Raw genomic sequence first — 21807 nt, forward strand, 5'->3', positions numbered from 1 at the left:
CGACACCACGCTGGACGAGTTGATCCGTATCGCGGGCAGCCGGTGGGCGGTCGAGGAGTGCTTCCAGAGCGCGAAGCAGGAGTGCGGCCTGGACGACTACCAAGTCCGCCGCTATCCCGGCTGGCACCGTCACATGACTCTCGCCATGGCCGCCCATGCCTGCCTGACAGTGCTGCGGGCCCGAGAACTGGACACGGACAAAGCAGAAACGGATCCTCCCAGCTCATCCGCCTGAGCCTCGCCGAGATCCGACGACTGATCACCCGGCTCACCGACCGCTGTCCCACCCCGGTCGAGCACATCCTGCATTGGTCGACATGGCGCCGCAGGCGCCAACACCAAGCCCGCCTCAGTCACTACAAACGACGGGGCCACAGTCCCTGAAAACTGCCCAGCAATCAGAACAAGCACCGTTGCAGTACTAAGCCCGCCACCGGCATGGCCGAAGCCGCCCCGGCCACGCCCGTCGCATCAGGCGGGGACGGAGTCGCTTCTGAGGAGTCGGAGACGCAGCAGCCGGACACCGTGCTGGATGAGACCCGCGCCGAGGGTGCACAGCGGCGGCCGGGCAGTTGGCCGGTGGCCGTCACCGAGGCCGCCGCAGCCACCGCCCTCGCCTGCCAGGAGGCTACGGGCGCCGCAGGCAGCCCTGCCCAAGACGACCCCGCCGCGGGACAGGACGACACTCCCGCCCACGACGGCGGGCCGGTGGCGGACGAAGAGCCGGTCCCGGACGAGGAACGAAGCGGCAAGGGCTTTGACTACGGGCCGTTCGCGGTCATCGACGGCCGCCGCCGCGCCCATCTGGCAAGCGGCAAAGTGATTCCGTGTCCGGCGACATCGGTGAGGGAGTTGGTGACCTGGGCCGCCGACCGGCCCTTCGGCACGCCCCGGCTGCATCCCAGCGGCAAGGACGGCGACCCGCTGATCGTGCTCACCGCCGATGCCGTGAGGGCTCTGGGGCTACCCGACCGCGAGGACGGCGAGGAGCGGGCCCTGCCCGTCGATCACCCGGTCATCGCCGACCTTGCCGCACACGGCTGGGAGATGCCGCAACGCGGCAACAAGCCCTGGTTCTCCGCCTGGGTCCGTATCTTCCAGCGCGTCCAGCGAGGCCGCCGGTCGGTGCAGCTGGCCATCCTGCCCTGGGGAGCCCTCACCACCGGCGGCTGGCCGCTGCCCGTCGACCCCGACACCAGGCGGCCCGCCTCCACGGTGCCCGACGTGGTCCGCTTCCTGAGCATCTACAGCGACCGCGTCATGACCCCGGTCAGCTCGACGGCGGTGACCGGACAGGAACTGATGAGCGCCCTGCGTCCGGCCACCCGCGCCTGGCGCGACGAGGGCTCCGGGAAGGTCCGCTCGAAGTGGCTTGAGGGAGCCCTCCACTTGCCCGTGGACCCGGCGCCTGCGGAGGCGACCCGGGACCACCCGCTGGCCGCTGGCCGCGACGAGAAGGACCCTGCCCAGGTCCTGCAGGAAGAAGCCCTGAAGTGGTGGCGCATGCCCACCGAGGAAGAACGCCAGCTGCCCTTCGTCGTCGGCCTCGACACGATGCTGGCCTTCTTCGCGGCCTGCAACGCCACCCCCATGGGCACCTGCGCCCCCTACGAGGTGCAGCAGCCCGCCTTCGACAAGAAGGTCCCCGGATCCTGGCTGGAAGACCTCTCCGGCGTGCCCACCGACCCGCTGCTGCCCAGCCCGTTCACCCCGGACGGCTCGCGCCCCACCGGATGGGCCTGGTACGAGACCCACACGATCGCCCTGGCCGCCGAACTCGGCCACACCCCCCGGCCCATGCGGGGATACCTGCGACCCAGCGAGAAGCAGGCCCGGGCGATGGGCATCGCCCCGCATCCCGACCGCTACGACGATCGACGCCCGGATGCCGGACCCGTGCCGCCGTTCGGCCAGGTCCCCTACCTCAAGCCCTGGTACGAGCACCTCAACGCCGCCTACATGGAGACCATGACCTGCCTGGGAGCGGTCACCCACCCCGACGGCACCCCGCTGACGCCACCTGAGTTCCTTCAGGCCATGGCACGGATGCAGGAGCCGACGTTCAGGGCCGAGCACCCCACCGACCTCCTGGTCCTCAAGGCGATCAAGCAGACCATCAAGGGCGCGATCGGCAAGTACCGGCAGGGCCCGCAGGACTACGGCCGCCGCGCCGAGGGCACCAACGCCCGCTGGAAGGCCCTGGACCGGCCGGACTGGCGGCCCGATCACCGGGCCGCGATCCTCGCCCGCTACCGCGCGGTCATGAACCGCAAGCTCATCGCCACCGCCAAGGCCATCGGCGCCCGCCCGCTGGCCGTCAACACCGACTGCATCGTCTTCGCCTCCCCCGTCCCGGACATCCTGTGGCTGACCGGCCACAAGTCCGGCTTCACCGTCGGCCCCAACCCCGGCCGGGTGAAGCTGGAAGGCGTGCAGTCCATGGACTGGTACCTGCAGGTTGCCGAACTCAACAAGAACCCGGCGAGCCGTATCAAGGACGGCCGCACCGACGCCGCCTGGGAAGGCAAGTGATGGCCACCACCCCCGTGCTCGACGCCCTGTGGGACATCCACCACCTGGAACGCGACCGCCTTGCCGCTGCCCCGCAGCGAGGCATGCCGCAAAGCCCCCACGCCCAGGTCGCCTTCCTCCACCGCCGCATGGGCCGCAAGACAGCCCGCGTGGCCGAACTGCTCGGCGTGCACCCGGAGACGGTGCGCCGCTACCTGCGCGGCCAGCGCCGCAACCCGCCCGCCGCCTTCGCCGCCCGCCTGCACGACGCGGTCGCCGCCCGCTTCCGCTCCCGCCTCGGCCGCAAGGCCGACGACGCGATGCGCCGCCGCGGCCTGCGCGCCTACATCACCGCCACCTTCACCTTCTACAGCCCTTCCGCGGGCAGCAGCGACGACGGCCGCGAACGCCGCCTGAACGAGGACCTGACCCCCTCGGAGACCGAACGGCTCCTCGCGGCCCGCGACGCAGGCAATGAGGCACGCGCCCTGGAAATCGCCGGGCAGGCCGTCGCAGAGGCCTATTTCGGCCTGCGCGGCACCGGCATGGACGTCACCGTCCGCGACCTGGTCCACATCAAGTTCGAACTCTGACCCGCCGCTTCGGCCCGCTGGACGAAGGACCGCCCGATGATGCACCGCCCCGCCCGCCACACCCTGCGCCGTGACCAGCGCACCGCCCTCAACGCGAGCGTCACCGCCGTCGCCGCAGGCGGCCGCGCCACGATCGTGATGCCCTGCGGCTGTGGCAAGGGCCTGGTCTCCGCCCGCACCGCCGAGCACCTCACCCACAGCGGCCACGTCCGCCGCACCGTCGTCATGGTCCCCACCCTCGACCTGCTCGCCCAGACCGCCCAGGTCTGGAAGGAACAGAACGACCACCACGGGCACCTGCTCGCCGTGTGCAGCCCCCGCGCCGACCTCGACGCGGCGGGCATCCCCCAGACCACCGACCCGGCCGAACTCGCCGCCCTCCTGAGCGGCCTGGACCACTACACCGTCTTCGCCACCTACGCCTCCCTCGCCGACGGCGACGACAACCAAGGCGCCCTGCTCGCCGCACACGCCGCCCGCACCCTGCCCTCCTGGGACCTGCTGATCGCCGACGAAGCCCACCGCACCTCAGGCAGCATCAACAAGGCCTGGGCCGCCGTCCACGACGACGACAAGATCCCCGCCCGCCGCCGCCTCTACTACACCGCCACCCCCCGCATCTGGGAGAGCGACCCCGCCTACACCGAAACCCTCCACCCCGGCACCGACGGCGTGAGCCTGGCCGTATCCATGGACGACCCCGACATCTACGGCCCCACCGTCTACCGGATGGAACTGAGCGAGGCCATCACCGCCGGCCTCGTGTGCGACTACCGCATCGTCATGATGGTCGTCGAACACCCCGGCCTGCAGCACGAACTGCGCCGCACCCGCAACGCCACCTTCCAGGACACCCCCGCCCTGGTCAGCCTCTCCACCGCACTACTGAAGACCGCCGCCCGCTACCCCGGCGCGAGCGCCGGCAAGTGGATCAGCTTCCACCAGCGCGTCAAAGACGCCCAGGCCCTCACCGACACCTTCCTGGAGACCGCCGCCGCCCTGCGCGGCGAGACGACCCCCGGCCCGCACGACGAGACGGACGTCCCCCTCGTCCCCGCCACGCTGCGCGCCGACACCGTCCACATGGACCACCCCGACCGCGTGGCGATCCTCGACAACCTCAACCACACCCAGCCCCTCACCGACGACGGCCGGCCCAGCGCCCTCACTCTCGTCTCCAACGTCCGCATCCTCGGCGAAGGATGGGACTCCACCTCCGTCGACGTCTGCTTCGCCGCCCCCCGTACGGACGTCGTCGGCATCGTCCAAGCCCTCGGCCGCGCCCTGCGCCCCCGCCCCGACGGCTCCAAAGCCACCCTCCTGGTCCCCCTCTACCTCGCCCCCGGCGAGGACCCCGGCGACCTGCTCAACTACCGCTACTACAAACCCCTCTACGACATCCTGCTCGCCCTGCGCGCCCACGACCGCCGCATCAGCGACCGGCTGCCCACCACCCAGCTCGCCGAACCGCGGCCCACCCCACCGGCCACCAACACTCCCGTCGGCGCCGGCGCGGGCGAGGAGGAGCACACCGGGCCGGTCGTGGAGCTGCCGCAGCAGCAGTCCCCGACCCCGCCCTTCGGCGACGGCCCCGGCACCCCGGAGATCATCGGCCCCGACGGCATCGCCCTCACCCCCCGCGAAGTCGCCCAGGTCATCCGCCTCCACGTCACCCGGCCCTCCGGCGTCACCGCCGACTGGGCGATCGGCGCAGCCGCCGCCGCCGACTTCTTCAACGAACACGGCCACCTGTCCCCGCCGCGCACCCTGCCCGGCCAGGGCACCGACCCGCGCTTCCTGGAACTGCCCGCCTGGCTCGACGCCCAGCGGGCCGCCCGCCGCAACGGCGAACTCAAGGACTGGCAGATCGAACGCCTCGACGAAGCCGGCATGGTGTGGGAGCCCCGCAGCGAGAACCGGCAGATGCTGATCACCTACGCCCGCCAGTGCGCCCAGCAGCACGGCGGACTCGCGGTCTCCTCCGGCTACACCACCCCCGACGGCCGCACGTTCGGCCGCGACCTGGCCAACCTCCGCCAGCGCGCCGCCCGGCTGGAACAGCAAACAGCCGCCGACAGCGACGACCAGAAGGGCTTCGCCGAACTCCTCGACGCCCTCTTCGAGATCGACCCCTGGTGGAACCCGCCGTGGCCGCTGCCCTGGCAACGCCACTACCAGCAGGCCAAAGCACGCCACGAGCGCGGCGAGCACCTCGCCCAGCCCGGCGACACCCGCACCTACCGGCAGTGGCTGCGCAACCCCGGAGACAGCCTCGGCGCGGACCAGCTCGACCTGCTGCGGGCGATCGGCTGCGCACCCGGCAGCGCCTGAACCCGCCTCCCGGCGCGCGGTCCGCCCCCCTGGCGTCGACTGGCACCGCTTCTCGGAGACCCTCACGGGTTTCTGTGTCCCCCCACCGGTGCGTCCGCCGTAGGTTGCCATCGAGGGGTCGGCGTACCTTCCGGGTCCAGGCCATACGGCCACAGCCTTTGCAACATCAGCTCTACCTCCACCTGGCGGAAATGGGCTTGAGGGCTGCCGCGGTCGGCGACCTGCCGGGCCATGGCCTCGGCGCCGTGCTGGTCCCCGGCCTTCTCCCGGATCTCGATCAGGTTGACCAGGGCGCGGGTTTCGCCGTGGTCGGCAGCCTGCCGGTAGAGGGCTTCCGCGCCCTGCTGGTCCCCGGCCTCCTCCCGGATCTCGGCCAGGCAGTACAGGGCGTAGGCGTCGCCGTGGTCGCCGGCCTGCCGGGCCAGGTTTTCCGCATCTTCCCGGTCCCCGGCCTCTTCTCGCCGCATGGCCAGGTGGTACAGGGTGTTGGTGTTGCCGTGGTCGGCGGCCTGCCGGGCCAGGTTTTCCGCATCTTCCCGGTCCCCGGCCTCTTCTCGCCGCATGGCCAGGTGGACCAGGGCGCTGGGGTTGCCGTGGTCGGCGGCCTGCCGGGCCAGGTTTTCCGCGTCTTCCCGGTCCCCGGCCTCCTCCCGGATCTCGGCCAGGCGGCACAGGGCCCAGGTGCTGCCCTGGTCGATGGCCTGCCGGGCCAGGTTTTCCGCGTCTTCCCGGTCCCCGGCCATCTCACGGATCACGGCCAGGCGGCACAGGGCCCAGGTGCTGCCCTGGTCGGCAGCCCGCCGGTACAGGTTTTCCGCGTCTTCCCGGTCCCCGGCCTTCTCCCGCCGCAAGGCCAGGAGGTACAGGTCGCTGGTGTTGCCGTGGTCGGCGGCCTGCCGGTAGAGGCTTTCGGCGCCTTCCGGGTCCCCGGCCTTCTCACGGATCTCGGCCAGGCCATACAGGGCACCGGTGTTGCCGCGCTCGACAGCCTCCCGGGCCACGTTCTCCGCGCCTTCCCGGTCCCCGACCTCCTCCCGTCGCACGGCCAGGAGGTACAGAACGCCGGTGTTGCCGTGCTCGACAGCCTCCCGGGCCACGTTCTCCGCGCCTTCCCGGTCCCCGGCCTGCTCGCGCAGCATGGCCAAGCGATACAGGGCGTCGGTGTGGCCGTGGTCGGCGGCCCGCCGGTAGAGGGTTTCGGCGGTTTCCTGGTCCCCGGCCTCCTCCCGGATCTCGGCCAGGAGATACAGGGCGTAGGTGCTGCCCTGGTCAGCGGCCTGCCGATAGAAGATTTCAGCGACTTCCCGGTCCCCGGCCTGCTTGCGCAGCACGGCCAGGCAGTGCAGGGTGCCGGTGTCGCCGTGGTCTGCGGCCCGCCGGTAGAGGCTTTCGGCGCCTTCCGGGTCCCCGGCCTCCTCCCGGATCTCGGCTAGGCGGTACAGGGCGTAGGTGTTGCCTTGGTCGGCGGCCTGCCGGGCCAGAGTTTCGGTGCCCTGCTGGTCCCCGGCCTTCTCAAGAAGCGCGGCCAGGCGGTACAGGGCGCGGGTTTCGCCGTGGTCGGCAGCCCGCCGGTAGAGGGCTTCCGCGTCTTCCCGGTCCCCGGCCATCTCCCGGATCACGGCCAGGCGGTACAGGGCGTAGGTGTTGCCTTGGTCGGCGGCCTGCCGGGCCAGAGTTTCGGCGCCCCGCTGGTCCCCAGCCTCCACCCGCAGCATGGCCACGCTGACCAGGGCGCTGGTGCTGCCGCGGTCGGCGGCGCGCTGTTGGAGGTGGTGGGCCCACTGAAGGCGGTGCCGGGCGTCTGCGGCCTCGATGAGGCTGTCCAAGTCGTCGGGGTGGGTGAGGTAGGCATGGGCGGCGTGCCAGAAGGACGAGGGCGGGCACAAGTGGGCGCGGGTGGTGCGGCCGTGTTGTTCGAGGTAGTCGGCGAGCCGGAATACCGGCCCCGTCGGTTGCGCGGAGGGCGGGGCCGCAGCTGTGGTGGGGGTGGGTGGGCGTCGTGGGGGGCGGGGGGTGGTGCGGCGCAGGGGGGCTTGTTTGCCGTGGACCGGTTCGGCGAGTTCGGCGAAGGCGGCTTCGGCCCAGTCGTCGGTGAGCTGGTCGTAATCGCTCTGGCTGAGGTAGTCGACCGCTGCGTCGGTGAGGAAGGCCTGGGGGAGATGGAGCCCGACGCCGAGGCGGCGGACGTCCATCGCCGCTTCCAGCAGCGCTTTGGCGGCGGGGCTTGCGTACTGGTAGCGCTTGAGGAGTTCGGGGGCACCGGCCAGATCCTGGGTGACCCGCCCATCGACGCCGGCGCGCGTGAGGGCATCGGCCAGCAGACCGTCACCGCCCTCGGCCAGGGCAGCCGCCGCCGCCAGGGCCGGCGCGTCGAAGAAATCCGGGACGATCACAGTGCGACCGGAGAGGAGTTCCCGTACCCGGCTGTGCGGATCGTCCCCGCCCGGAGCGGGCAGGGCCGTGTACTGGAGGGCGAATTCGGGCCAGAGCGTGCCCAGCACGAGGACCGGCCCGCGCTCCGGGGTGACCAGCAGATGGTGCACGGCCGCCGCGATCCGCTCACCGGCCGCCCGGTGCCCGAGGTAGTGCTGGGCCTCGTTCAGCCACAACACGGTGCGCGGCTGAACACGGTGCAGGTCCTCCAGAGCGGCCTCGGCCCGACTCGGGTCGGACGGATGCCACAGCCGCCAGCCTTTCTGCGCGAGTGGCTGGACGGCCTCCCAGCATGCCCGGGTCTTCCCGGTCGACGAGGTGCCCACCAGGACCACGATCCGGCTGCGGCCGGCCGCCGCATCCGTCACCGCCTCGTCCAGCAGCCGGTCATGCTCGCGCCGCACGTACCCGGGCAGCACCCGCGTCCCGGGCGCATCCGAGCCGTCAACGATGCTGCTGTGCCCGGCTGGATGGACCTCCAGATCGTGCGGTTCCCACTCGCCGATCGACCTGCCGGGCCCCGGCCGCTCACCGCCTCCGCCCCCAGCCCCGCCCTCGGCCGCCTTCCGCTGCAGCTCCAGTAACTCGTCGACCGGCAGCCTCAGCGCGCGGGCCAGCGCTGCCACTGTCCCCGCCGACGGCACCGGCCCACCGCTCCGGAAGGCCTCCCACACGGTCGTACGGCCCAGCCCCGCCCGGGCGGCCAGGTCCGTCTTGTTCAGCCGCATGCGGGTCCGCCCGGCCTCCAGCCGCCTGCGCAGGTCGGTGAGTGCCGGACTGTCGCCGCTCTGCTCGTCGTGCACGTGCTTGCCCCCGGGCCGTGATGTGTTCGCCGGAGTTCATCTTCGTCCCGGCGAACCCCGGCGCACACCCCTTCCACAACGTTCGACCACGTCAACGCCCCTTCGTGTCTACGGGAGTCTGCTGTGATCGTCGCCGTCGTCCTCCTCGCCACCGCACTCGTGATCGTCGTCGCGCTGCTGGCCGCCGCCGGCGCGGGCAAGCTCGCCCGCATGGACGGCGCCACCTACCCGGCCGCTCTCACCCGCGCCGCCGTCACCTTCGCCGCGGTCATCACCCTCGCCGCCAGCGTGGCCGGTGCCTTCGCCGCGCTCCTGACCTGACTGTCATGCGACGGCAGGCCACTTCCCCCCGGCCGTACTCAACTCCTTGCCAGACGTGCCTGAACGTCGCAGACCTGCGCTGATCAGGCAAGTCTGGCCCTGCACGGGGACCCAGGGACGCCGATGAACCATCGAGCCTGCGATCTGTTGTGTCTGCCGGGTGAGCCACCCAATAGGGTTTCCAGACACCACTCCGTACCTCTGCCGACGTTCAAGAGGGACGGGATCCGGCTCTACCCGTCTGGCAAGGCCAGCTGGTCCAGGAGGGAACAACGGGGATGCTGAATGAGACGTTAGCGGCGCTGGCCGCAGCAGGCGGAGCTGCGGTGGTGCAGAACGCAGGGACAGACGCGTGGCCCGAACTGCGGCCGGCAGTGGCACGATGGTTTGGCCGCGGGGATGAGCAGCGTGAGCGGGCAGCGCTGGAAAGTCTGGACCAGACCGCTGCCGTACTGGAAACCGCAGAGGCGGCCGAGGTCGAGCAGGCAGGGATCCGCGAGGAGGCCATGTGGCGGGCCCGTATCCAAGCCGCACTTGAGGACATGGACGACGCCGAGCTGGAGCGGGCTGTCGAAGGTCTTCGTGAACTGCTGGCCCAACATGCCTCGGGCCGTCCGGGCGGCTACGCCGTCGGCGGCGACGTGAGGATCAGCTTTGACATCGGCAGGATCACAGGCGGCGGCGCCGTATATGGCGTGACCCTCGGCCGCGACGGGCACACCTCTCCGGGGCCGGAGAATGATCCGGACGACGACTGGCCGCAGGAGTCCTGATCCGTGGGAGACATCGCCAAGGGCGTCCTCGCGGGCGGATGGGCGTTGGTCGTCGGTTGGGTGCTGCCCGCCTCGCTCAATCTCGCGCTCTTCTTCCTCGTTGTCGCCCCTAATCTGCGGCGGATCGCAGTCATCGAGCGTGTCTGGCCCGACAGTGCCAGCCAGGCGGCCCTGCTGCTCCTCGCTACCGCCGTTCTCTTCGGCATCGTCCTCAACGCGCTCCAGACGCCGCTCTACCGGTTCCTTGAGGGGTATCTGCTGTGGCCGCGCAGGGCGTACGACCGTGGGTGTCGACGCCAGCGGGCCCGCAAAGAACGGATCGCTGAGCTGATTGCCCACCCGGAAGGTCGCACTCCGGTACAGCGGGCGCTCCTCAACGAGCAGCTGGCCCGCTACCCCACGGACGACGATCAGCTCGCCCCGACCCGGCTCGGCAATGCCATCCGTCGCTTCGAGGAGTACGGCCACAACCGCTTCCGCCTCGACACCCAGGTGCTGTGGAACGAGCTGAGCGCCGCCGGGCCCGAGCAGGCACGCCGTCAGGCGGAAACGGCACGTACCAGCGTGGATTTCTTCGTGGCATTGCTATACGGGCACGCGGTGGTGGCGGCGCTTGCTCTTCTGGCTCTGCCGTCAGCCGGAGCCGAGCAACTCCTGCTGATCGTCACCGCCATCGCGCTGTGTGCGCTCATCCCGCTGTGGTACCGCTCGGCGGTGTACGCCACCGACGAGTGGGCCGCCGCGGTGAGAGCCATGGTGAACCTGGGCCGCAAACCGCTGGCCGACGCGCTCGGACTCGTACTGCCGCAGCAACTGTCCGAGGAACGCGCCATGTGGCAACTCGTTACCCGCATGTCCCGGCGACCCTACCGGGATGCTGCAGACGCGGCCTTTGCGCCGTACCGGGCCGCGCCATCAGATCCGAACCCTCCATTGCATCCACCGGGCCCGGGTGCATGATGCATGCCGCGCTGAAGGAGTTCAGCGCGCTGTGCCGCTCTCGGTGCGAGCAGCGCCGATCCTGACCTGACGCGGGCCGCGGTCCTCGACCGCCCGTGATCATTGGCCGGTCGTCGGTCAGGGCTGCACGCGGGCGTGGTCGAGACGGCGGTGGACCATGGACAGGGTGGTCAGCAGTTCCAGCAGCTCCTCGTCGGTCACGTGCCGCTTCAGCCGGGGATCGTGTGCTGTGGGATTGCGGTACATGCTGCCCAGCCCCTTGAGCAGCATCGCGAAGCCCTTCTGCTCCCCGGTCTCGGTCGGCGTCGTACCGGTGTTGATGGCCACCCGCGGGGTGCCGGTGGCACCGGGCATGAGGACGGCGTCGATGAGCTGGGAGCCGTCGAGCTGCTCGCCGGTGAGCTGCCTGAGCCGGTCGAAGACGGACTTGGCGGCCTCCAGGCCGGCGTGGAAGGCGTTCTTCGCCAGGATCTCCCGGGTGCAGTAGGCCAGGACCTGTGGGTGCGTTCCCCGGCGGCGCAGCTCTGCCCGCAGGGAGTTGGCGTGCCGGGCCGCCTCATCCAGGGTGCTCGCGGCCGGTCCGCTGGCCACCTTGCCTTCCTCGTTGACCCGCAGGCCGATGTGGACCAGGACCTCGTTGAGGTCGTCGCGGCGCCGGGAGAACACCTCGGGCTGCCGCACGTAGCGCACGGGAGCCATCGCCTCACTGATGAACCTGATCACGCAGTTCGACGCCTGGTCACGCGCCTGCCGTATCAGCAGCGCGCGGGCCAGCCGCTCGCGCTTGCTCGAGCCGTCGGCGTCCGCAACGCCTGACTGGGCCAGCAGGTGAGCGATCTCCCGGCCGGTGAGGCCGCCCTCCGGCAGCTCCACCTGGCGCCGGACGAACTCCACCACCTGCTCCGGCACGTCCTCCAGCGCCGGGAAACACCCCATGCGCTGGTACGACTTCAGCATCAGCAGCAGGGCCAGTAGATGCTCATCCCCGTCCGTCGCATCGGCCGCCCACTCCAGCTCATCGCGAGTCGGCGAGAAGAACAGATACAGCTCGTGCGCGGTGATCAGCCGCTTGAACCGCGGATACGCGGTCCGCTCGATCGAGGTCACAACCCGCCCCATGCCCCAGACGACGGTCAACATCACCACCAACGACACTGAGCCGAATGGGTGACGGGCCGGACGCTCAGGGTTTCAAGATCAACTCATTGCCCCTTTGACGCGTATCTGGGTCACACCCGCCGAGTCCAGTGGGTTCAGCCAAGCTGAAGCCTGTTCAGCGGGAACTCGCGGGTCGATCTGTGTGCATCAGCTCGGCGTGTCCCTGGGTTCGGCGGGAACGTGGGGGTGGGCTGCGAGGCGGCGGGCTTCGGCCGTGACCTCGGCATCGATCTGTGCCGCTGTCTTGTCGCCGTATTCGAGGGTGTCGTACTCGTCGTCGAGTTCGGCCAGTTGTTCCGTCAGTGCGAGTTCGTGTCCGTGGTGCTGATGAATCCGGAAGGTGAACTCCCGAGGTGACAGCTCGCCGGCAAGCATGCGGCGTGCGAGCGCGCGCACGGCGGCTTCCTTGCCGGCATCGCTGGCGACGGGAAAGAAGGTGAGGCCGAGCTCTTCGAGAGCCTCGGGGAGCAATTCGTGCACGTCGTAGTCCGCCTCAGCACGTGTGCAGGCGGCCAGGATTCGAAGCCCGGGGCTGTCGAGCCCGGCGACGAGCGCATCACAGGCTGCGCTGACGACGTCGCGTGCCCGTACTTCTCCCGTGCTCCAGAGGGCGGCATGGTCCTGAAGGGCACTTGCTGCTGCTTCGGTCGACGTCACCCGCCCATGATTCCGTTCACGGGGCGTCCTGGTCGAGCTGATTTCGTCGAAGTTGCTGTTCAGAGGCCTGTACCAGCAAGGCTCGTGCGGAGTCCGCGTAGCGCATCGCGGTCTTCTCATCGAGCCCGAAGACCTCGGCGAGGTGGAGGGGGTCGGGGCCATGGGAGAGGGCTTCTTCGAGCTGCCGGTCGACACGGAGCTGTTCCAGGGTGGCGGCCTGGCCGCGAAGCGGTGTGGTCAGGGAAACCGCGCTGACCGGGCCGGTGCCCAAGGCGGTGAACTTGTTGATCAGCAGGTGCGGGTTAGCGGTGTCGGGCCAGCGGCAGCGTCGGTGGTCCAGCCACTCGCGGGCGACGTGCAGTGTCAGCGCGTCCAGAGGCCGGACCCGGCCGTCGATCACGAGCTTGCGATTGCCGATGTCGAGGTCGTCGAGTTGGAGGCGCCGGATCGCACCGGATCGCGCGGCGTGCACTGCGGCGAGCGCGAGGACCAGCCGGTCCGCCGGCTTGGCGACCGCGGCAACGGAGTTGTTGACGTGCTCGGGCTCCAGGGGTTGGAGGATGCCGTACTCGTGCTGGCCGACGCGGATGCGGCTGGTCGGATTCTTGAAGATGGTGCCGCTCTTCTTCGCTCGGCCGAACAGTGACCGCAGCACGATGAGCGTGTGCCGTCGCTGGCTGCCGTGGAGGGCATCGAGCTGGGTGAGGACGTCGTCGCGTGTCACGTCGCGCAGATGGCCGTAGGGGGCAGACCACTCCAGCAGGATGGGACGGATCCGGTTGAGGTAGCCCCAGACCGTGGCCTCGTCGCGGGGCTGGGACCTGGGGCCACCGTCGTGCAGGAGGCGGGCCCAGTGCTCCACGTCGCGGCGGATTCCGGGTGCGATGCCGTCGAGCTTGCGCTCCAGCCACTGTTCGAAGGACGGCGTCCGGTCGTCTTGGAAGACGCCGATGTTGGCGAGTACTTCCACTGTGCGTTTGACGCTGAGCCCGCGGGATCGCAGGGCCGGGAAGATCTCGGAGTGCCGCACGACTTCGCCGCTGACATGGCCGGACAGCACGATGACCAGGGCTCGGCCGACGTCGAGGCGGACACCGCGAGGCCAGCCGTGCGCTTCGCCGAGACGATGTGCGGTATGCCGGGCCCAGGCCAGCCACGGGTTGTCGAGCCGGGCATGTTCCTGGCGATTGAACCGGGTGAAATCTCGGCGGGCCTCGAACAGCGGTGGCTGGAGCCAGCCGGAGAGCGGCCGGTGGGCAGGGGCCGGGTCGGGGTGGCGCGGGCGCCCCCGACGTCGTCCCTGCTTACCTCTGGGAGGGCCGGGCTGACGCGGACGGTGGAGGTTGGTAAAAAACAGTTGATGATGCTGAACCTTCTCCAAGTAGGGCTCCAGCACGGTGACTTGTCCCTTGGCTTCCTGGCTTGCCTGATGCCAGCACAGACGGCAGTACCCCTTCTTCAACCGCACTGTTCGCCGACAGCCGCTGCACTCGGCTGGCTCCTCGTTGCGGCGGAAACTCTCGCATGCGCCGCAGGCACGGCCGGGCAGCACGCCCCAGCCGAAGCAGGTCGGGCAACTGGCTGGCGGTTTGCACTTGCCCGCCGGCAGAACGTAGGCCATCACATCGGCGGCAGAGACCGGCCGTCACGGCGACGCGGAACCACCACCGGAGCCAGGCCAGCCGCAACGGCGGCCTGCTGGCCGGTCTCCTCGCCGGGGCGCCGGACTTTCTCCGGCTCGGGGATCAGTAGATCGCTGATCTCGCAGCCGAGGGCGACGCAAATGACGTCCAGGTCCTCCAGCTTGAGTGAGACGGGCTGGCCGGACCACAGTCCGGACATCTTCCCTGCCGAGATCACCAGGCCGTGCTCTGCCAGGCTCCGCTGGAGCTCGGAGGCTTTCCAAACGCCCTTGTTCGCGGCGGTCAGCCGTAGGTTCCACCTCATCGGACCAGTCCTTCCAGCCGCTTCGCGGCCCGTTCCGTCCCGGCGACCCAGGCGTCTTCAACCCGGGTCTGCTGGACGTGGATGTATCGCATGGTCGTGGCGATCCAGGAGTGCCCCAAAACCTCCTGGATTGCGAGCAAATCAAGCCCGTTTCCGTAGAGTTGGGACGCGCAGAAGTGCCGCAGGACGTGCGGAGTCAGCGTCTCGCCCCACCCCGGCAGGTGCGCTTTGGCCGCGTCCTTGAGCCCGCTTCGCAGGGCGTCGTCGCCCACCCGGCGGGAGGAGCCATCGGTGCTCTTGCGCTCGGAGGGAAACAGCGGGGCACCAGGGCGTGTGTGATCGTCGTCGAACTGGCCCCAGACGTCCTCGATGAACCACCGAAGCGTCCGGTCGGCGCCGTTGATCAGCGGCACCATCCGCTCACGCGGCCCCGATCCACGGGCGCCCTTGCCGTGGCGAACGTGGAGCTTGCCGAAGCGGCCCAGGTCCCACTTGATGTCGGCTAGGTCGAGCTTGCATGCCTCGCTCACCCGCAGGCCGACCTGGGACATCAGCTTCGAGGCGGTGTAGTTCCTGGCGGTAGGGGCGAACTTGCGGCACGTCGCCAGCTCGCCGCCCCAGCCCGTGAACAGTGTCCCGACCTCCGGCTCGCTCGGCGGGATCCGTAGGTGGGCGTCCTTGGCCCCACGCGGCCGGTTCATCTCGTCGATCGGGCACTCAACGACCCGGCCGGTCATCCGGTGGAGCTCGACCTTGTGCCGCAGCTCCAGGAACATGAAGTACGTCGTCAGCGCCTGCGACCGTGCCAGCCGGGTGCCGCTGGGAGAGTTCCGCAGCACCTTCCCGAAGTACGCGTCAGCGTCAGCGGGCTCCATGTCCCACAAGGGCCGGCCGAACCAGGACCTGATCTGGTCCAGGTGCCCGACGTCCCCACGGATCGTGCCGTCCGCCAGGCCAGCTGAGGCCCGCGCAAGGACGAACCCGGACAGTACGTCGGTCTCGAACCGCTCCAGCTCCTCCGCCGACGCGGGTGCCCAGTGCTCACGCAGGTCCCGTACAACTGCCAGCGCCGCCAACCCGAGCCTCCTCGCCTTCGGCCCGACTGCGGATCGGTCGGACGAGGTGAGAACGCTTCAAGAATCCCGAAGTTACGTCACAAGGTCACAGAGCACCCGAAGGAGGAAGAACCCCCTGACCACGAGGCCAGGGACTCAGCGAGGCTCAGAAGAACTCACGGGATGTCGCACACAACACACGCCACGACACCGATCTCTACAAGGAACGGAGCACGTCGAGAGCCTGATCGACAAGCTGAAGACGACCTCGTCAGATGTACGTGACCGAGAATACGACGTCGGCCGAGAAACTGAGCAACTCACCATTCGACGTCGGATGACTGTCGAGCGTCAGCAGTCGGTCCGTGAACTGCTCGTCAGCTGGTCCGACAGGCAACGGGAGGGGCGTTCCGCTGTCCTCGCCGGCGGTGGCCGTGTCGTTGCTGTCGGGAAACAAGCTGCCACTGTCGTCCTCCACGCCCTCAACACGGACGGTTACCTTTCCTGCCGTATCCGGTGGATTGAGTGTGACGTCGCTCTCGCCTCCGCTTACGGCCCTGCGACTCCCAGATTCCATCGGTTCCCATTTGATGGTTTTGAAAGCCGCACCCGTGTCGCCGGCGACGATGAATCTGAAGGACGCCTCACCGTCGGACGCATCATCACTGTCGTCGAAGCAGAACAATTGTGAGAGCCGAGCGCTGACAACGCGCTGCTTGGTGCTGATGCTCTCGGGTTGGGTTGCGGGAGCAGGCCCCTTTGAACTCCAGACGTAGTCGAAGTGCCCAAGAGAGTCCCATGCCAAGATCACGAAGAACAGCCCCTGACCACTTAGCAGCGGGGTATGGCCAATGATCTCCGGCTCGGTCAGTTCATCCAGCAGTGTCAAATTGTGCTGGATCTGCGCAGTGTCCGAGACCGTGCTGGCGACCTTTTCCTCCGGATCGAAAAAGGGTATCCCACCGTCGAGGTTGGGGATATTGGTGCTGAGCTGCACGCGGGCTTTCGTGGGGACGCTGGAGGCGATCGCAGTCGAAACGAACGTTCCTCCGGGCGTGATTTGCAGCTGCGGAACGTGCCCTTCGGCGCAACTTGTGAGGAAGTTGGCGCGATTACTTTCGAGAAGGGACGGGATATCCACTTTTCCGATCAAGGGGCCGTTGGGCCCATCAAGCTCGCGGAAGAGACGTGCTTGGAAGAGTGTTCCTTTCGGCACGCTTCTTGTGAGCGTGGTTGTGGATGAGAAAATCCCGGTCTTCTTAAACGGCGGGAGCGGTTGGAGCGGGGGGACGAGATCGAAGGGGACCTGACGCTCCCATAGCTCCAACCTTGGTGTTGGCCCTGTTGGGTCGATCGTGAACTCTGCTGTGCCGAAGCACACTTCCGAATCTGGCACGGGGAAAAGGCGTCCCATCTTGCCCTCCTCAATCCGCGAGCACACTCTGACGCGACTCGACGTGCATCTACGCACCCGCTTCGAGAGATCGCTGACGTGCTGCAGAGAAGATCCTGAGTTCACCTTCGGAGCGGGGCCCGGGAAGAGCCCAACCGTGCAAGGCGCACACAATCATGCTAAACCTCCTTGCGAAGCCTATCCACTTGGAGTACGCGACGCGCATCTTGAAGAAGGGCTGCGCCGTCACCGCGTATTCGCCGCAGCCACCCGCGGCAGCGGCTCGCCCACCGGTCGACTTCGTTCCGCCCCGTAAGAGCACGTCTCGCAGAGCGAGCCTCCAGTGCGGACGTCATCCGAGGGTGTCAGCCTTGAAGGGTAGGGAATCGTCCGCCACGAAGCCGTGCTTGCGGGGGCACGAAATCGTTGATGGCCGCAGCCGTCTACGACCTTGACCCCTGCTTCTGCCGTTGGTTCATCGAGCCCGCGCTGTACGCATTCGGGCGCCGGCAAGTCACGGCGGCACTGCTCAACTACGCGCGGCGGCACGGACGCGGAGCAAGCGGGTGCCAAGCGAGCCGGGTACTGCGCGCACTTGCCGCTGCGTGCCGCTCGGTCTCCGGCATACGCGCCTGGTGGAAGTCGCGATCCGGTCCACCGCGTGCTACAGCACCCCGTGCAGGGCGTTCTCCTTGAACCCGTCGTCTTCCTCGCGGTAGCGGCGCATGACCTTGGAGCCCGGGGCCCATCCGCCCTGTCGCTCGGCCACGGCGTCGGGGTTGCCGGCGCGGGAGGACTCGGTGACCAGGCCGCGGCGGGGGCTGTGCCCGGTGGGCCGGATGTCGAGTCCGGCGCGGGCGCCTGGAGGCGGGCGACGGTCCGGCGAAGGCTCGACGGGCGACTGTTCTGGGCAGGCCCATCGAGCACAACCAGTCGGAGGAGACTGAGAAGGCCAAGGCGCGGTCGCCCTGGCTGGCCATGGACCTGGTGTTCCGGGCGCCGTCGACGGCACAGATCGCGTGGGCGCTGCTCAGTGAGGAGCACCGCCTGGTGCTGGAGCTGTGCCAGGACCTCGCCCGGGACAAGACGCTGGCGCGGCTGGACTCGGTCGCACAGATCCGCTGGGGGAGCGGTGGCAAGCACCGCAAGCCCATCCGGGACGGGCTGATCGTCGCGGTGGCACTACGAGTCCAGAGCCGGAAAGCCGCTGCTCCACGATCACGCGGTGGTGTCAATCCGCGCTCGGCGGCCGGACGCCAAGGGGACGTGGGGCAACCTGTCGGCAGATTCGATGCTGGAGCACATCGTCGCGGCCGGCACCCTCTACTCCCTGTACTTCATGGAGGAGGTGTCCGCCCGGCTCGGGTGGGCGTGGGAGCCGCGCGAGGTGACGCCCGGCCGACGGCCGGTCATGGAGATCGCGGGTATCGACCAACGGCTGATCGGCTGGCAGTCGACCCGCCGCCAGCAGGTCGAGGACGCGCTGCCTCTTCTCGTGGCCGACTACGAGGAGAGGCAGGGGCACCCGCCGGGGGAGCGGGCCGCCTACGCGCTGGACCGGCAGGCCGCCGACCGGACGCGCCCGCCGAAGCGGAAGGTGCCGCAGTCGCTGTCCGAGCTGCGCGAGCGATGGCGGGCCTCAGCGATCCGGGCGTTCGGCGCCTGCACCGTCTACCGGCTCGCGGAGCGGGCGCGAGCGGCGGCTGCGGCGGTGTGGGCGCGGGTGCGGCCGGTGGTCGACATAGCGCTGGCCGCCGTCGACACCGTCGCCGTGGTGTACGTGATGCGCGGCGCCTTCAAGCGCCACCATCTGCTCGCCGAAGCCCGTCGCCACCTCTCCTACACCCTGCGCGGTCGACACCACCAGCCCGGCCTGGACGAACTGATCGTGCAGACGGCGATCGATGACTACACCCGCCCGGTTGGCCGACGGATGATGACCGCCGACCTGCGCGCGCTGTACCCGCGCGACCTCGAGGACCAGGCCGTGCTGCGCCCGTTGACCCGCAACCGGTCCGCCTTGCCGTACGAGCGGGCTCGCCTCGCCGCCGACGCGCTGAGGGTCCGGGTCCAGGCGGAGCGTCGCGCGGACCGCCTGGGCTCCCGGACCCGGCCGCGCACCGTCGCCGTGCCCTCCGCCCCGAGGTCGCGCCCGCGGCCGTTCCACTCGGACCGTAAGGGCGGCCGCGTTCCGGAACAGCCGACCGACGTCGCCACGGTGGAGCAGACCCGCCGGACGCTCGCCGAGGCCGCCCTCGCCATGGTCCAGGAAGGCGCCCGGGAGCGTGCCGTCCACGACCTTCGACCTCAGCCCGCCCCAGCGACGACCCCGCCGCCGCACACCCAGCAGCCCGGCACCCTGCACGCACCGGGCCGGACCACAGGAGGAGTCGCGTGAGCACCCCGGAAGAACAACCCAACAGCCTTGAGGCCGCTCTCGCCCGCGCCCGTGCCGCCTCCAAGAAGATGGCCGCCGCGCTCGCTGAGACCCAGGAACTCGATGAGCCCTTGGCGTGGGAGCCGGTCTGGAAGAGGCCCCGGAAGCCGAAGAGCGACCGGGAGAAGAAAGCGGAGCTGCGCAAGCAACGACGGCGGCTCCAGGACGCCGGACGCCGCCGCTTCATCGCCGGGCAATCGCGCCGGCCCCGCTCCCGGCAGAACCGGATCGGCAACGCCGCCGCGCGCCGCGATGCGCGCGCCCTGTCCCGGGTACGGCACTCCAACGCCTGGCTGTGGTGACGATGCCGGGCATGGTCCACCGAGTGGACCGCACAGTGTTCTGCATCCGGTGGTGATGCATGACATCGGGTGGAGTCCACTCTGGTGCGCACCGGATGACGATGGACTCCACTCTGGTGCACACCGCGATGTCCGCCACCGAACCCGGCGCGCACCACCCGACGATGCCCGGCACTCGCGCGCGCACTCGGTGCACCGCACGCGATGTCTCGCACCGCACCGGTGCGCGCACCGCCCAGCCATCCCTTGACCAGGTCCGGCCGGGCGCGCGTTTCCCCTGATCCAGGTTCGCCACCTAATACGTTTCCCCTTGGCACAACACGTCCCGGCCACCGATCAGGTCGCGGTCAAGGGGGTGTGTGATAGAGGGCCCGCCGCCGCGTAACGCGCACCTGATGCGGTGCGGTGGCGCGCACCGCGATGTCTGGTGCGGTGCACGATGCGCGCGACGCGGTGCACCTCCCGGCGGTGGCGCGCACCCGATGCGCGCCGTGCGCACCACCACCGTTCCCGGTGCGCACGACACGATGGACAGGCGCACCGGGTGCGCACGGACCGGCTCGGGGTGCGCATCATTTCCGAACCGACGAGGGTGTCGGTCCGGGACCAAGCCGGGAGCTGGACTGCCGCAGCATCAGATCAGGACCTGGGCGAGCACGCCAGCGGTGGCGGCGGCAAGGGCGAGGACTGCGGCGAAGGCTGCGCAAGCGCGGGCTACGGCGGCGGGGTAGGTGACGCCGTCGAGGCGGGCGAGCACGCCCGCGGCAGCGCCGACCAAGAGGGCGAGCACGACGACTAGAGCGATGGTGAGCAGGACGACGACGATGCGGTTCACGGCGATCTCCAAGCAGAGGTCGGGGCGTTGACGTGACCGACCTTCCTGGAACCGGTGTGGAACGAGGTTCACATGGACAAAGCTGTACACCTGGACACTGCTGCTGGACACCCGACGCTGGGGGGCGAATGAGCACGGGGAATCCTGGGCCCGAGGAGGCTCTCGTCGAGCTACGCAGGCGAGTGCACGAGAGACGGATCAACAGGCGGTTGACAGCAGCCCAACTAGCCGGCCTGGCGGGGGTGAGTCGCACCACCCTCTACAACTTCTCCAACGGGGCTGTACCGAGGGAAAGCACGGTCGAGGCACTGGGCAGAGCGTTGGGTATGGACGTGAACGCCTTACATGAATTGCGGCGGATCGCGGCTGGGGAAGGCGAAGGTGCCGCGAGAGCGGAGCGCCCCCTCAGGAACGCAGTTGTCGGGCGGCCCGCCGTGCCGGCCCCGGCGCCCGCCGAGGACCGTCTGCTGGCCCTCTTCCAGACTGGGTCCGCCGTCGGCAGTGCTCTCACGCTCCAACTGACCGCGTCCGGTCGGTTCGAGGACTTCCTCGGCTCACTTCGCCGGGTCGGCCTGAGCGAGGCCGAAACTGCACAGTTGCGTGAGATCAGGACCCTGCTGGAGCAGATCGACCCTCCCGGCCGGGACATCCTGATCGCGTGTGGGCGCGTAGTGGAGGGAGTGGTTGGTCTGGTGGAGGAGCGGACCACACGCGCCGAGTTCCGCTGGTTCGAGTTCGGCAAGCTCCTGCAGGGCATCGCCCTCTTCGCGGCGATGGCGTGGCCAGCGGCTCCGGACCTCGACGAAGCGCGGACCGAACTGTTCTATCTCAGCGATGCCCTTGACATGCCCGAGGAGCTACGGGCCGAGGTGAAGAACTACTGCCGGGCGGAACTGCCCACCGCCGAACAGAGGGAGATGCTCGAGGAGGCGGAGCGCCTCAGCCGGGCTTTCCACGCGATCCGGCTGACCGCCGGCTGACCGCCGGCTGACCGCCGCCACTCCTGTGGGCCGGACCCCCGCAGGAGCGGCGCGTCTGATGCCACCAGGCGCAGCTGGGCGCTGCGGCTGGTGGATCACCGTTCCAGGGCTGACCTGCGACGGTCCAACTTCGCTGTCACGATCGACCCCAGGTCCGACTTCGGTGGCAATCAGTCCAGGTTCGCTGTCACCAGACAACGTTGATCACGATGCGGTTACGGCCGACAGGTATTTCAAGATCGGCGTCACACGGGAGCCGAAAACCGAACCTGTACAAGGTGCACGGCGGGATCGGCCCGCCCACCCTCCAGGAGCACC

At 69.5% G+C, this 21807-nt stretch carries 16 protein-coding genes and 2 pseudogenes; 10 read left to right on the forward strand and 8 right to left on the reverse strand.

Translation table 11 applies throughout. The features are described 5' to 3' along the window. The 4 genes and pseudogenes from FB157_RS43445 to FB157_RS43460 form a co-directional block, all read left to right on the forward strand. Positions 1-235: pseudogene (locus tag FB157_RS43445) on the forward strand (IS701 family transposase); the annotation flags it as partial. 290 nt (positions 236-525) lie between these two features. After that, a complete protein-coding gene (locus FB157_RS43450) occupies positions 526-2532 on the forward strand; it encodes a transcriptional regulator (protein WP_145886798.1) in 2007 nt (668 codons plus the stop codon). After that, a complete protein-coding gene (gene tpg / locus FB157_RS43455; RefSeq protein WP_145886801.1) occupies positions 2532-3104 on the forward strand; it encodes a telomere-protecting terminal protein Tpg in 573 nt (190 codons plus the stop codon). Before FB157_RS43450 ends, tpg begins: the two co-directional genes overlap by 1 nt. A gap of 36 nt (positions 3105-3140) precedes the next feature. Beyond that, positions 3141-5435 carry a DEAD/DEAH box helicase gene (locus FB157_RS43460; RefSeq protein WP_145886802.1) on the forward strand — a complete coding sequence of 765 codons (2295 nt, stop codon included), beginning with the start codon at positions 3141-3143 and terminating at the stop codon, positions 5433-5435. A gap of 62 nt (positions 5436-5497) precedes the next feature. Here FB157_RS43460 and FB157_RS43465 read toward each other — a convergent pair whose 3' ends face one another. Further along, a complete protein-coding gene (locus tag FB157_RS43465) occupies positions 5498-8671 on the reverse strand; it encodes a helix-turn-helix domain-containing protein (protein WP_145886804.1) in 3174 nt (1057 codons plus the stop codon). A 123-nt stretch (positions 8672-8794) separates the two neighbouring features. Here FB157_RS43465 and FB157_RS43470 point away from each other — a divergent pair, with 123 nt between their 5' ends. The 3 genes from FB157_RS43470 to FB157_RS43480 all read left to right on the forward strand — a co-directional run bounded on the left by FB157_RS43470 (position 8795) and on the right by FB157_RS43480 (position 10725). Next, entirely contained in the window at positions 8795-8992 is a 198-nt protein-coding gene (locus tag FB157_RS43470) for a hypothetical protein (protein ID WP_145886806.1), read from the forward strand. A 278-nt stretch (positions 8993-9270) separates the two neighbouring features. Next, positions 9271-9765, forward strand: coding sequence for a hypothetical protein (locus FB157_RS43475; protein WP_145886807.1), 495 nt, complete (start codon positions 9271-9273; stop codon positions 9763-9765). Between the two features lie 3 nt (positions 9766-9768). Then, the gene (locus FB157_RS43480) at positions 9769-10725 is read left to right on the forward strand and encodes a hypothetical protein (protein ID WP_145886809.1); all 957 of its coding nucleotides are present in this window, start codon (positions 9769-9771) and stop codon (positions 10723-10725) included. A 117-nt stretch (positions 10726-10842) separates the two neighbouring features. Here the strand turns inward: FB157_RS43480 and FB157_RS49115 are convergent, their stop codons facing one another. The 6 genes from FB157_RS49115 to FB157_RS43510 all read right to left on the reverse strand — a co-directional run bounded on the left by FB157_RS49115 (position 10843) and on the right by FB157_RS43510 (position 16956). Then, entirely contained in the window at positions 10843-11865 is a 1023-nt protein-coding gene (locus FB157_RS49115; protein WP_261386939.1) for a TIGR02391 family protein, read from the reverse strand. A 165-nt stretch (positions 11866-12030) separates the two neighbouring features. Beyond that, the gene (locus tag FB157_RS43490; RefSeq protein ID WP_145886811.1) at positions 12031-12540 is read right to left on the reverse strand and encodes a hypothetical protein; all 510 of its coding nucleotides are present in this window, start codon (positions 12538-12540) and stop codon (positions 12031-12033) included. A gap of 16 nt (positions 12541-12556) precedes the next feature. Further along, positions 12557-14161, reverse strand: a complete 1605-nt coding sequence (locus tag FB157_RS43495; RefSeq protein ID WP_261386931.1) for a hypothetical protein — start codon at positions 14159-14161, stop codon at positions 12557-12559. Beyond that, on the reverse strand, positions 14161-14487 hold the full coding sequence (locus FB157_RS43500) for a helix-turn-helix transcriptional regulator (RefSeq protein WP_145886814.1): 327 nt from the start codon (positions 14485-14487) through the stop codon (positions 14161-14163). The genes FB157_RS43495 and FB157_RS43500 overlap by 1 nt, the downstream gene beginning before the upstream one ends. Next, positions 14484-15563, reverse strand: coding sequence for a site-specific integrase (locus FB157_RS43505; protein ID WP_145886816.1), 1080 nt, complete (start codon positions 15561-15563; stop codon positions 14484-14486). The genes FB157_RS43500 and FB157_RS43505 overlap by 4 nt, the downstream gene beginning before the upstream one ends. 250 nt (positions 15564-15813) lie before the next feature. Next, positions 15814-16956, reverse strand: coding sequence for a hypothetical protein (locus tag FB157_RS43510; protein ID WP_145886818.1), 1143 nt, complete (start codon positions 16954-16956; stop codon positions 15814-15816). Between the two features lie 822 nt (positions 16957-17778). Here FB157_RS43510 and mobF point away from each other — a divergent pair. Together mobF and FB157_RS43530 are read left to right on the forward strand one after the other, a co-directional pair. Next, positions 17779-19333, forward strand: a pseudogene (gene mobF / locus FB157_RS43525) (MobF family relaxase); the annotation flags it as partial. Then, positions 19330-19674, forward strand: a complete 345-nt coding sequence (locus tag FB157_RS43530) for a hypothetical protein (protein ID WP_145886820.1) — start codon at positions 19330-19332, stop codon at positions 19672-19674. The pseudogene mobF and the gene FB157_RS43530, both read left to right, overlap by 4 nt. 634 nt (positions 19675-20308) lie before the next feature. Here FB157_RS43530 and FB157_RS43535 read toward each other — a convergent pair. Then, positions 20309-20509, reverse strand: a complete 201-nt coding sequence (locus FB157_RS43535; RefSeq protein WP_261386932.1) for a hypothetical protein — start codon at positions 20507-20509, stop codon at positions 20309-20311. Between the two features lie 128 nt (positions 20510-20637). Here FB157_RS43535 and FB157_RS43540 point away from each other — a divergent pair, with 128 nt between their 5' ends. After that, the gene (locus FB157_RS43540) at positions 20638-21489 is read left to right on the forward strand and encodes a helix-turn-helix transcriptional regulator (protein ID WP_145886823.1); all 852 of its coding nucleotides are present in this window, start codon (positions 20638-20640) and stop codon (positions 21487-21489) included. Positions 21490-21807: the final 318 nt, after the last annotated feature.

The sequence above is a fragment of the Streptomyces sp. BK340 genome (genome assembly GCF_007827595.1).
Classification (GTDB): Bacteria; Actinomycetota; Actinomycetes; order Streptomycetales; family Streptomycetaceae; genus Streptomyces.

Coding starts and splice junctions, on each gene's coding strand:
- FB157_RS43510 (WP_145886818.1), bottom strand. CDS start 16,956: ATGGGACGCCTTTTCCCCGTGCCAGATTCGGAAGTGTGCTTCGGCACA.
- FB157_RS43495 (WP_261386931.1), bottom strand. CDS start 14,161: ATGGCCTACGTTCTGCCGGCGGGCAAGTGCAAACCGCCAGCCAGTTGC.
- FB157_RS43475 (WP_145886807.1), top strand. CDS start 9,271: ATGCTGAATGAGACGTTAGCGGCGCTGGCCGCAGCAGGCGGAGCTGCG.
- FB157_RS43540 (WP_145886823.1), top strand. CDS start 20,638: ATGAGCACGGGGAATCCTGGGCCCGAGGAGGCTCTCGTCGAGCTACGC.
- FB157_RS43460 (WP_145886802.1), top strand. CDS start 3,141: ATGATGCACCGCCCCGCCCGCCACACCCTGCGCCGTGACCAGCGCACC.
- FB157_RS49115 (WP_261386939.1), bottom strand. CDS start 11,865: ATGTTGACCGTCGTCTGGGGCATGGGGCGGGTTGTGACCTCGATCGAG.
- tpg (WP_145886801.1), top strand. CDS start 2,532: ATGGCCACCACCCCCGTGCTCGACGCCCTGTGGGACATCCACCACCTG.
- FB157_RS43500 (WP_145886814.1), bottom strand. CDS start 14,487: ATGAGGTGGAACCTACGGCTGACCGCCGCGAACAAGGGCGTTTGGAAA.